We start from the raw sequence: 12,082 nt of genomic DNA, 5'->3' as shown, positions 1-12,082 counted from the left end.
ATCAGTCCTTGAGCAGGTCGGTAGGAAAAGGCGTGTTGACGAGAGAGGCATGGGCACTCGTGAGCGCCTCACCGACGGCCTTCCATTGAGCGAACGTCGAGTTGGTTTCAAGTTGGCTGGCTGCAATCAGCAGGGTGGCCGACAGGCCGGTTGCGGTGCTGGCTTGGCGGCAGCGCAGCAGCCAGTCCAGGCGATCCATGGAGGTAATGCGTGGAGGGTTCAGTTGGCTGCTGAAGACGGTTATTTCGCTGGCACTCCAGCCAAAAAGTCGGGCGAGATGCTCGCTGGTTTCTTCAGTGTTGTGTTGTGCCGCGCGATTGGGCCGCGCGTTGGCCTGTCCGAAGTAATCGAGAATTTGTCCTTCCGTCAGGCCAAAACGCTCAATGCAATGGTTGAACTGCTGAATGAGGCAGAGGGTGTGCGGGGTCAGTTCAAGGACCGAAGACGCTTGATAGCCACTGTCCAGCCAGTGCGGGTTTATCAGAAACTGATCAAGCGCCTGGCGGCTGAGCGGCAATTGCAGAACATCGACGGCGTGGGGGAGAAGCAATATCAGATAGCCGAGGGTATGCAGGGGTGGGGCTGCAGGCGCGTGCAGGCGCAGGAAATGGCTGTGATGGTCATATTTTTGATGACCATTGGCACCGCCTGGCAGCTGGGGTACGGCGCGGATGATCTCTTTGAGGCGTAGATATAGCGCCCAGAACTCATTACGCACCGTCTCCATCAGGGTGCGAAGCTTGGGTTTGGCTCTCTCGATATAGTAGGTTGTGCGATTAGTGTCCGTGCTGATGGCAATGGCGGACAGCGCTTCCTCGACCGCCACCTCAATGCTCGTGTTTGAGCGCATCCGTTGCAGTACTTGCTGGGCCAGGGCTTCCCAGTCCACGGCGGGCAAGCGAACTGCTTCATCAGCGGGTTGCTGGGGAAGTTCAAGCAGGTTCAGCTGTTTGGAGAGAGAAGCCTGATCGTAGGCCGCGAACTCTTTCAACAGCAGGTTGATGGCCGGGTCCTGGACCTGCTGATCGAGCAATAGCTGGTGCCTTAACAGTGACAGGCTGTTGCCATTCTCCTTGAGCCAACGGCTGGCCCATTCCAGGTGCATGAGCATATCGAGAAAGTCAGCCGCGCCCTTCGGCTTGCGTCTCAGCGTTGGGTGACGCAGTTGCGCAAGAAAGGGCGTCGCGCCGGGCAACTGCAGCAGTTGCTGGCATTCCATGACCGACAAGCCGAACAGCCGAGCGATTCGCGCTTGCCGATAGAGTGCGCTGACGGTCTCGACCGTGCGGGTTTCGGGCTCATCGGCGATCAGCAGTTGCAGCGAGTCCTGGGTGTCTTGCAGGCCCAGCGCGGCGCAGAGTTGTTGCCGGGTGGTTGCGTCGAATGCCTGCTCGTCCAGACACAGCGCAGGCAGGGCCGAACCCGCGCGGTTGAACACCTGATCGAACAACGACACGCGCTCACCCGAACCGTGAACGGGCAACTGATGGAGCCAGGCGGCAAACTCTTCGGCTTGCAGGCTGTAGCGCTTGCTCAGATAGCAAAAGACCCCCAGCGCCCGAAGGGTGTTATGGGTGATCAGCAGCGCGCGGTTGCTGGCGCCTTCGCAGCGCATCGCGCTGACCAGCAACGTGTCCAGTTGCGCGAAAGGCAGGCCGAGCCAGCGCTGCAGGCGAATCATCCGTTGCAGCCTGTCGAAGCGTTCAAGGCTCACGTTGACCAGCTTGGCGGGGGCGTCTTTGTTCAGGCTGATCGCGAGTGTGGGGGCAGATGCAAGCGCGCCGTTGATGTAACAGGCACCGTAAGTGAGGCCGGTGGGCTGTTTGCAGTTTGGCGATTGGCGCGGTGCTTGTGTCTGTTGTGCCAGCAACGCTTGAAGTTGTTCGGCATCCAGTTGCGTATGCTGCAGGAAATCAGTGACGTCTTCCGGCCCCTTTTCAGCCGTCCAGTTGAAGTACGTGCGATAGAAGGTTGGCGCGCCCTGCGCCGTTACCCAGTCTCTTTTCAGCAGGGCCTGTTGTTCAGGGCTCAACCCGGATAACAGGCATTGCACCTCATTGTTGCGGGTAACGACTTGCCCGTAAGTGCTGGTTGCTCCCGCCAGGGGCAACTGGCGACTGATGCGATAGTTCAACTCACCCAACATCGGCTTGTCGCCCGACAAGCCCAGCCGGCATTGCTGGTGGTGGAAATGATACGGCAGCGAAAACGGGTACCAGCTGTTGCTCAGCAGCGAGTAGGCGTCGTTGGCGTCTGCGATATTGCTGAGCAAGGTCTGATTGATGATCGACAACATGGGCACCTGGCCCGTAACGCTGTGTTGGTCGATCAACAGGTCCTTGAGGTCTGCACGCCGGGCCGACAGCTTGAGCACGTCGGCCCCCTTGGCATTCTGTTCCAGTTGCAGGGCGAACAGATACAGCGTGCGCAGGTAGGCAGCCGGCGAATCGACTGCGGCAATGGACGCGTTGGCGCAGAACTGTTCGCGATTTTCGTTGAACAAGGCCTGGTAGGTGGCATCGGTATCGGCGGCGACATCGCGTTTAGCGCGCAGGGTAGGGCGCTGCGACGAGACCTGCTGTTCGCGAAACAACCTTTCCAGTTGCGCTGCAGCGCTCTTGGCCTTGCGGTATACCGCGTGGGCATCGTCATCGTTGCAGGTGGCCAGTTGCTCTGCGAAGGCCTTTTCGCTGAGGCGCACGATGTCGAATACCGAATGAATGTCGAGGCGCTGCAGCGCGGTGTTGAAATCGTCCCGACCCGGGGCGGGAGGGTGTGCGTGATCAATCAGTTGAGCGAGCAAGGAGCTGCTGTCGGCTTGCATATTCATACGTTCCTTCACGCCTGCCGATGGGGCCGGCGGGCAATGAAAAACGCTATCACGCAGGTTAACGGGGCCAGGCATAGCTATTTACAGGCATCGTCGGCCCCCGCCGGTTGAGGCATCCATACACCGATACCACCTCTGTGCAGGCATGAACCCTAGGCTTTGCTGACCATTGTGCAATTGAGGTCATGTGATCATGTCTGCTTCACTTCATCGAAACACGCCCTCGCTTGCGGCCTTCGACCCCCGTGGATTGACCGTGCGCAGCGTCGCTTATCTGTGCGCTACCTCCCAGGCTGCGCCGACGGCCCGTGTCAGGCGTCAGGTCTATGGGGCCAGCGGCCTTTTGCTTGAGCAGTGGGACCCGCGCCTTTCTACCCTTAAATCGCGCGAACCGTTGACCGAGGCCAATCAGGCCTCGGTGTACAGCCTGTCTGGTAGCTTGATCCGCAGCAACGATGTGGACGCCGGCATGCGGCTGATGCTGGCGGCGCCCTCGGGACAGCTGTTGCATGCCTGGGACGGCCGCGGTGCCTATCAGCGCCACGACTACGACACCTTGCAGCGTCCGGTGGCGGTGTTCGAACAAACTGCCGACGAAGCGCGACTCCGGTGTGTCGAACGCCTGGTGTATGCCGCGCCAACGCCTGAGCACCGCGCACTTAACCGCAGTGGCCGCCTGGTACGCCATGCCGATCCGGCGGGCACGCAGGTGTTCGACGCCTATGGGATGACCGGGCAGGTGCTGCGCCAAACCCGGCGGTTTCGCGAGGCCCCGGGCACCGTTGACTGGTCGCTTGCCCCGGCCGATCAGGACCAGCAACTGCAACCTGAGCTTTACACCACACGCTGGGCGTTTGACGCCCTGGGTGCCACGGTGGAACAGCTCGACGCCAAGGGCAATGCCCGACAGTTCGCCTATGGGCTGGACGGGCAGGCGAAAAATATTCACCTCACCTTGAAGAGTGGTACGCGCAAGACCGTGGTAGAGGGCTACGTCTACACTGCCGCCGGCCAGGTGGAGACGGCCCTGCTGGGCAATGGCGTGAGTAGCCTGGCCACCTATCGGGCCGAGGATGGCCGTATGCGCCGGCTGATGGCGTACCGCAAAAACGAGCGGGCGGCGCCGCTACAGGATTTGAGCTACGACTATGATCCCGTGGGAAATGTTTCAAGCCTGCAGGATCAGGCACAACCGACCAGGTGGAGCCACAACACGCAAGTAGCTGCCTCCTGTCGCTATGAGTACAACTCGCTGTACCAACTGACCCAGGCCACAGGCCGGGAAAGTACTGCCGCCGCCATCGGCCCGGCACTGCCCGCGCGTATTTCGTTCGGTTCGACCGACGCCGGTTTATGGCGCAACTATACCCAGCACTATGCCTATGACGAGGGGGGTAACCTGACCCGGCTGCGTCATGTGCCGTCCAGTGGTGTCGGCTATACCCGCGACATGCAGGTCGCAACTGGCAGTAATCGTGCGTTGTCGAGCGAGCATCCGGTTGGCGAGTGGGCGCAGGGTTTTGATGCCAATGGCAATCAGCAACAGCTGGGACGTGGCCTGCCGATGGCGTGGAACGTGCGTAATCAGTTGACCAAGGTCACGACGATTCTGCGAGAGGAGGGGGACCCGGATGAGGAGGCCTATGTGTACGCAGGCGACGGCCAGCGCGCGCTCAAGCTCACGCACCAGCAGGTCGCCGGCAGCCGGCAGACGGCGCGTGTGTATTACCTGCCAGGCCTGGAAATTCGCCATCGACCGTTGCGCCGGCTGAGTGTTGTGCGTCTTGAAGTGGCGCGGTGCACGGTTGAGGTCTTGCAATGGGAGCTGGGGCTCGATGAGGGAGCAGCCGATGCAACTCTGCGTTTTTGCCTGACGGATCAGCAATCGAGTCATGGGCTGGAGTTGGGCGAACAGGCAGAGTTATTGAGCCAGGAAAGTTATTTTCCCTATGGAGGGACGGCGTGGTGGGCATCGCGCAGCGAGGTGGAGGGTCGCTACAAGACGCGCCGATATTCAGGCAAAGAGCGGGACAGCAGCGGCTTGTATTACTACGGTTTCCGCTACTACGCCCCTTGGTTACAGCGCTGGATAAACCCCGACCCCCTAGGGGGCGGGGCAGAGTTGAATCCCTATTTCATGGCGTTCAACAACCCGATGACATTCGTTGATTCAATGGGGCTGCTGCCAGCCGATGTGGAAAATACCCAAATACAGGGCGGTACTGTAATCCTCCTGCTTTTGGTCTTGCTGGGCCTGGGCGTGGGGGCGCTGCTTGGGAATGCGACGGTGGGGGCTTCCATCGGGGCTCTGGTGGGCGGTGTACTGTTTGGCACCAGTCGCCTGAATGCCTATCTGCAAATGCAACCGCAGGCCGTGGCAAGGGCTGCGGAACAAGTGGAAGAACAATTCGCCAGGGATATTTCGGAGATGGCGATCAAGTTGGCGCAGCGGGCGCGGTTGAGTCACGAAGAAACGGAGCGGCTGGTGAATTTTGCCTATGCACGCCGCCCTGCCGAGGGAGGCATGTCCCTTTACCTCAATGCATCGGAAGGGGACATCTATGGCTATGCGGGGCCTGTGGGTGAATCGGCGGGCGTCGAGGGCATACTGATGGACAGTCGTAACCCGATGCCTGAGTTGAAACGCATGGGCTATGGCGCGGTACTGCTGCGAAGACCAGGGCGTGAGTCCGCTGCCGCGAGCGGTCAGCCGGCGGGGGCAAGCACGTTCGAGGTGGGGGCGACGACACAGGTTGCCGGTTCCAGTCGCGCACGCGGTGGTCGGCAAGCGCAGGCCCAACTGCCGATGAGGGCGCCGAGGGCGATAAGAGGCGCTGCTCCACGGATGCAGATCAATACCGAGGTGCTTGGAGATATCAGTTCGTCGAGCCGCGAGGACCGCAGTATCGCCCTTACCCTCAGTCATTTGCGGGAAGGGCGTTTTGGCGCGGTTCATTGGCATCTCCACAGAGATCAACTGTGGTCTGCTGACTTGCACGGTTACGCCGCTTCTCGTGGTCGCAGTGCCTATCGTTTGATGTTCAAACACCTCGGCGGCCAGAAGTACCGAGTGGAGGGCGTACGCAACCCACACCGCTGAAGCCGATCGCCGCCAGGATGTTGAGGCAATATCAGCGGCTGTGTGTCGATGCGGCGGCGTGGTTTTGCTAGAATGCGCGCCGCGCCGCCTGGCCGGCGCGTTTTTTTATCCGGTTCACCCCTTACGAGGGTAACCACCTGGAGAGAACACCCATGACCCAACCTATCGTCGTGGCGGCACTGTACAAGTTCGTCACCCTTGAAGATTACGTCGCCCTGCGCGAGCCACTGTTGCAGGCGATGGTCGACAACGGCATCAAAGGCACGTTGCTGATCGCCGAGGAAGGCATCAACGGCACTGTTTCCGGTAGCCGCGAAGGCATCGATGGCCTGATGGCCTGGCTGAAGAACGATCCACGCATGGACGACATCGACCACAAAGAGTCGTACTGCGACGAGCAGCCGTTCTACCGCACCAAGGTCAAGCTCAAGAAAGAAATCGTGACCCTGGGCGTCGACGGCGTCGACCCGAACAAGCAGGTCGGCACCTACGTCGATCCAAAAGACTGGAACGCGCTGATCAGCGACCCCGAAGTGCTGTTGATCGACACCCGCAACGACTACGAAGTGTCGATTGGCACCTTTGAAGGCGCGATCGACCCGAAAACCACCAGTTTTCGCGAATTCCCCGACTACATCAAAGCCAACTTCGACCCGGCCAGGCACAAGAAAGTCGCCATGTTCTGCACCGGTGGCATTCGCTGCGAGAAAGCCTCGAGCTTTATGCTCAGTGAAGGCTTCGACGAGGTCTATCATCTCAAGGGCGGCATCCTCAAATACCTCGAAGAAGTGCCGCAGGAAGAGACCAAGTGGCAGGGCGACTGCTTTGTTTTCGACAATCGCGTGACGGTGCGCCACGACTTGAGCGAAGGCGACTACGATCAATGTCATGCCTGCCGCACACCGGTCAGCGTAGAAGACCGCGCGTCCGAGCACTACGTGGCCGGCATCAGTTGCCCGCATTGCTGGGATAAGCTGCCGGAGAAAACCCGTCGCAGCGCCATCGACCGGCAAAAGCAGATCGAACTGGCCAAGGCCCGCAACATGCCGCACCCGATTGGCTTCAACTACAAGCAAACCCCTTCCGAGGCTTGAACCATGCCCGCGCGCCTGCTCTATGTGATGGACCCGATGTGTTCCTGGTGCTGGGGCTTTTCCCCAGTGGCGCAGGCGCTGGTTGAGCAGGCCCGGGCGAGCGGTGTGGAGTTGCACCTGGTGGTGGGTGGCTTGCGCACCGGCAGCGGCGCGGCGCTGGAGCCGAACACCCGGCGCTATATCCTCGAGCACTGGCAGGCGGTGACTGACGCCACCGGCCAGCCGTTCAAGCGCGAAGGCGCGCTGCCCGATGGTTTTGTCTATGACACCGAGCCTGCGTGCCGCGCCATCGTCACGGCGCGCAGCCTGGCGCCCGATTGCGCCTGGAAGCTGCTTGGGCTGATCCAGCACGCGTTCTATGTAGAAGGCCGCGACGTCACCTCTGCCCATGTGCTGGTGGAACTGGCCGAGCAGGCCGGTATTCCGCGTATCGAGTTTGCCGGCGAGTTCGACCGCGCCGAACAGCACGCCGCCACGGCCGCCGATTTCACCTGGGTACAGGACCTGGGCATCGCAGGCTTCCCTACCTTGCTGGCCGAGCGCAATGGCCAGTTGGCGCTGCTGACCAATGGCTACCAGCCCTTGTCCGAATTGTCGCCATTGCTGGGGCGATGGCTGGAGCGCGCCACCTGTGCATGATCAGCCCGACACGCCTGAACCCAAGCGCACCGACCGCCTGACCTGGGCGGAAATTCGCCGCCTGGCCCTGCGCCACAGGAAATCCCTGTGGATCGCCAACAGCGTGGCCGTGCTCGCGACCTTGTGCAGCGTACCCATCCCGTTGCTGTTACCGCTGTTGGTCGACGAAGTGCTGTTGGGCCGTGGCGATGCCGCGCTCAAGGTGATGAACCACGCCTTGCCGCTGGGCTGGCAGCAGGCCGCCGGTTATATCGGCCTGATGCTGGTGATCACCCTGGCCCTGCGCTGCGGCGCGCTGGTGTTCAACGTGGTGCAGGCGCGGCTGTTTGCGCGATTGGCCAAGGACATCGTCTACCGCATCCGCGTGCGGCTGATCGAGCGGCTCAAGCGCATCTCCCTCGGCGAATACGAAAGCCTGGGCAGCGGCACGGTGACCACCCACTTGGTCACCGACCTGGACACACTGGACAAATTCGTCGGCGAAACCCTCAGCCGCTTTCTGGTGGCGATGCTGACCCTGGTTGGCACCTCGGCCATCCTGGTGTGGATGCACTGGCAACTGGCGCTGTTGATCCTGCTGTTCAACCCGCTGGTGATCTACGCCACGGTGCAGTTGGGCAAGCGCGTCAAACACTTGAAGAAACTGGAAAACGACAGCACCTCGCGCTTCACCCAGGCGCTGACCGAAACCCTGGACGCCATCCAGGAAGTGCGCGCCGGCAACCGCCAGGGCTTTTTCCTCGGGCGTCTGGGCCAGCGTGCCCAGGAAGTGCGCGACTACGCCATTCACTCGCAATGGAAGACCGACGCGTCCAGCCGTGCCAGTGGCTTGCTGTTCCAGTTCGGCATCGACATTTTTCGCGCAGCGGCGATGCTCACCGTGCTGTTTTCCGACCTGTCCATCGGCCAGATGCTGGCGGTGTTCAGCTACCTGTGGTTCATGATCGGCCCGGTGGAGCAATTGCTGAACCTGCAATATGCCTACTACGCGGCAGGCGGCGCGTTGACGCGCATCAACGAGCTGCTGGCCCGCGCCGACGAGCCGCAGTACGCCGGGGGTACCGATCCGTTCACCGGGCGTGCAACCGTTGGCATCGACGTGCGCGGCCTGGACTTCGGCTACGGCGATGACCTGGTGCTCGACCAATTGAACCTGGCCATCGCACCGGGAGAGAAGGTGGCGATTGTCGGCGCCAGCGGCGGCGGCAAAAGTACCCTGGTGCAACTGTTGCTGGGCCTCTACACACCCCAGGCCGGCAGCATCCGTTTCGGCGGCGCGACCCAGCAGGACATCGGCCTGGCGACCATTCGCGAAAACGTCGCGGTGGTGCTGCAACACCCGGCACTGTTCAACGATACCGTGCGCGCCAACCTGACAATGGGCCGCGAGCGTACGGATCAGGCGTGCTGGCAGGCACTGGAAATAGCCCAGCTGGAGGCGACCGTCAAGGCATTGCCGTTGGGCCTGGACAGCATAGTGGGTCGCTCTGGCGTGCGCTTTTCCGGCGGCCAGCGGCAACGCCTGGCCATCGCGCGCATGGTGCTGGCCGAGCCCAAGGTGGTGATCCTGGATGAAGCCACCTCGGCGCTGGACGCGGCCACCGAGTACAACCTGCACCAGGCACTGGCGCGGTTTCTCAGCGGGCGTACTACACTGATCATCGCCCACCGCCTTTCAGCGGTGAAACAGGCGGATCGGGTGTTGGTGTTCGATGGCGGGCGTATCGCCGAGGATGGCGACCATCAGCAATTGATTGCCGACGGGGGGCTGTACGCCAAATTGTATGGACACTTGCAACAAGTGCGGTGATTTGGCTTGGGTTGTGCGATCGGGAGCGGATTTTCGCGTGCGTATTGAGCTGTGCATGTGCAAGGGACTTCATGAAGCAAAAGCGGACTCTCGGAACGCCACGGTTGCTGGGCATTGTCTGGCCCTTCATTGCCGTCGTGCTGTTCCAGGCATTGTTAGGCTGCGTCAGTCTCTACGTGCTCTCGGCGGTGCGTGGCTATGTGGCTGGCGAAAGTCTGTGGTCCAAGGGCCAGAAGGACGCCATCTACTACCTGACCCTTTACGCCGATAACCGCGAAGCCGCCACTTACCTCAAATATCAGCAAGCGATTGCCGTGCCCCAGGGCGGGCATGAATTGCGCGTTGCGCTGGACCGTCCCACCCCGGATATCCCCGCCGCACGCCAGGGCATCATCAAGGGTGGCAACCACCCCGACGACGTCTCCAGCCTGATCTGGCTGTACCTCAACTTCCGCCATTTCAGTTACCTGGAAAAAGCCATCGAACTCTGGACGGTGGGCGACGGCTACTTGTTGCAGCTGGACGACCTCGCCCAGGCAATGCATGGCGCCGTTGCTGCTGATCGGGTCAATGCTGACGATGTGCGCCTGTGGAAGGCGCGCATCACGGCCATCAACGAAGGTGTGACACCGGCGGCCAAGGCGTTCAGTGATGCCCTGGGTGAAGGGTCGCGGATGATCCTGCGCCTGTTGTTGATCACCAATTTGGCCACGGCCCTGGGGCTGATCGTGCTGGCGCTGCTGCGCACGCACAAGTTGCTGGCCCAGCGTCACGCGTTTGCCAATGCCCTGCAGGCGGAGAAGGAGCGGGCGCAGATTACCCTGGAGTCGATTGGCGATGGCGTCATCACCACCGACGTGGACGGTGCGATTGCCTACATGAACCCCGCCGCCGAAGCGCTGACCCACTGGCAGTCGGCCCAGGCCCAGGGCCTGCCGCTGGCGGCGTTGTTCAAGTTGCTGGATGAAAACGCCGAGCCGGACGGCTTCACCCTGATCGAGCACATCATCAAGGGCGAACTCAGTGGCGGCAGTGAACATTCCAAGTTGATCCAGCGCCTGGACGGCAGCACCGTTTCCGTGACCCTGGTGGGCGCGCCGATTCGCAGCGCCGGCAAGGTCAGTGGCGCGGTGCTGGTGCTGCATGACATGACCCAGGAGCGCCAGTACATCGCCAACCTGTCCTGGCAGGCGACCCATGACGCCCTGACCGGCCTGGCCAATCGCCGTGAATTCGAATACCGCCTGGAGCAGGTGCTGCAGCAGGTAGCGCGCCAGCAAAACGGCCGCCATGCCTTGATGTTTCTCGACCTGGACCAGTTCAAGCTGGTCAATGACACCTGCGGCCACGCTGCGGGCGACGAGTTGCTGCGACACATTTGTGCGTTGCTGCAATCGGACTTGCGCGAAGGCGATACCCTGGCGCGGCTGGGCGGCGATGAGTTCGGCATCCTCCTGGAGAATTGCCCGGCGCCGGTGGCCGAGAAGATCGCCGAGAGCCTGCGTCACACCGTGCAGAACCTGCATTTCGTGTGGAAGGGCCGGCCGTTCATGACCACCGTCAGCATCGGCCTGGTGCATATCTCACACACCCCGACCACCCTGGAAACGTCCCTGCGCGCCGCCGATATGGCGTGCTACATGGCCAAGGAAAAGGGGCGTAACCGGGTGCAGGTGTATCACGCCGATGACTCGGAGCTGTCCCTGCGCTTTGGTGAAATGGCCTGGGTACAGCGCTTGCACATGGCGTTGGAAGAGAATCGGTTTTGCCTGTACTCCCAGGAAATCTCGCCTCTGGGCCATACCGAAGCGGGCAATGGGCACATCGAAATTCTCCTGCGGCTGCACGACGAGGCGGGGCGAATCATTCTGCCCGACAGTTTTATTCCGGCGGCCGAGCGTTACGGCTTGATGACTTCCCTGGACCGGTGGGTGGTGGAGAACGTCTTCAAGATCATTGCGCGTTGCATGCACGAGCGTCCGGGCCGACCTATGGCCATGTGTGCGATTAATCTGTCAGGAATAACCATTGGCGATGACGATTTTCTTGGTTTTTTACGTGAGAAATTCGGCACTTACAACATCCCTCCGGAAATGATTTGTTTTGAAATAACCGAGACAAGCGCTATCGCCAATTTAGGCAGTGCCATTCGTTTTATTAATGAACTCAAAGCGTTAGGTTGCCATTTTTCCCTGGATGACTTTTGTGCCGGAATGTCCTCGTTCGCCTATCTCAAACATTTACCTGTAGACTTCCTGAAGATCGATGGAAGTTTCGTAAAGGATATGCTGGACGACCCGATTAACCGCGCCATGGTCGAAGTGATCAATCACATAGGCCATGTGATGGGTAAGCGCACTATCGCCGAGTTTGTTGAAACGTCGCAGATCGAACAGGCATTACTTGAGATAGGCGTGGACTACGCTCAGGGCTATCTGATTGAACGTCCGCAATTGTTTACCTTCGATAGCCTGCAATGCCGACCTGCGCGGCCGCAGCCCCTGTTATTCAAGGCGCCCGGCACATTCCGCTGAAACTTTGCTGGTCTGTACATCACACTTAAAAAGGAGCCCTACAGTGATCGACACCTTCAACAGAACCGGCCCGCT

The 12,082-nt window shown here is 60.8% G+C and carries 6 protein-coding genes; 5 read left to right on the top strand and 1 reads right to left on the bottom strand.

The annotated features are described in order from the left end of the window. Position 1: 1 nt before the first annotated feature. Positions 2–2,830, bottom strand: coding sequence for a Tc toxin subunit A (locus tag C4J91_RS18620; protein WP_124363676.1), 2,829 nt, complete (start codon positions 2,828–2,830; stop codon positions 2–4). A 193-nt stretch (positions 2,831–3,023) separates the two neighbouring features. Between C4J91_RS18620 and C4J91_RS18615 the strand changes: the two genes are divergently transcribed. From C4J91_RS18615 to C4J91_RS18595, 5 genes are all read left to right on the top strand, one after another. Beyond that, positions 3,024–5,930 (top strand): RHS repeat-associated core domain-containing protein, encoded by a 2,907-nt coding sequence (locus C4J91_RS18615; RefSeq protein ID WP_124363675.1) that lies wholly within the window; start codon positions 3,024–3,026, stop codon positions 5,928–5,930. A 152-nt stretch (positions 5,931–6,082) separates the two neighbouring features. After that, positions 6,083–7,024, top strand: a complete 942-nt coding sequence (locus C4J91_RS18610) for a rhodanese-related sulfurtransferase (RefSeq protein WP_124363674.1) — start codon at positions 6,083–6,085, stop codon at positions 7,022–7,024. Positions 7,025–7,027: 3 nt separating this feature from the next. Further along, positions 7,028–7,663, top strand: coding sequence for a DsbA family protein (locus C4J91_RS18605; protein WP_124363673.1), 636 nt, complete (start codon positions 7,028–7,030; stop codon positions 7,661–7,663). Further along, positions 7,656–9,473, top strand: coding sequence for an ABC transporter ATP-binding protein (locus tag C4J91_RS18600; RefSeq protein WP_124363672.1), 1,818 nt, complete (start codon positions 7,656–7,658; stop codon positions 9,471–9,473). Before C4J91_RS18605 ends, C4J91_RS18600 begins: the two co-directional genes overlap by 8 nt. Before the next feature lie 71 nt (positions 9,474–9,544). Next, complete coding sequence (locus C4J91_RS18595; protein WP_124363671.1) at positions 9,545–12,007, top strand: EAL domain-containing protein; 2,463 nt, start codon at positions 9,545–9,547, stop codon at positions 12,005–12,007. The last annotated feature ends 75 nt before the right edge of the window (positions 12,008–12,082 follow it).

It is taken from the genome of Pseudomonas sp. R3-52-08, assembly GCF_003851745.1.
Taxonomy (GTDB): domain Bacteria; phylum Pseudomonadota; class Gammaproteobacteria; order Pseudomonadales; family Pseudomonadaceae; genus Aquipseudomonas.
This window is presented reverse-complemented; position numbering and strand designations above follow the sequence as displayed.

Coding starts and splice junctions, on each gene's coding strand:
- C4J91_RS18605 (WP_124363673.1), top strand. CDS start 7,028: ATGCCCGCGCGCCTGCTCTATGTGATGGACCCGATGTGTTCCTGGTGC.
- C4J91_RS18615 (WP_124363675.1), top strand. CDS start 3,024: ATGTCTGCTTCACTTCATCGAAACACGCCCTCGCTTGCGGCCTTCGAC.
- C4J91_RS18620 (WP_124363676.1), bottom strand. CDS start 2,830: ATGAATATGCAAGCCGACAGCAGCTCCTTGCTCGCTCAACTGATTGAT.
- C4J91_RS18610 (WP_124363674.1), top strand. CDS start 6,083: ATGACCCAACCTATCGTCGTGGCGGCACTGTACAAGTTCGTCACCCTT.
- C4J91_RS18595 (WP_124363671.1), top strand. CDS start 9,545: ATGAAGCAAAAGCGGACTCTCGGAACGCCACGGTTGCTGGGCATTGTC.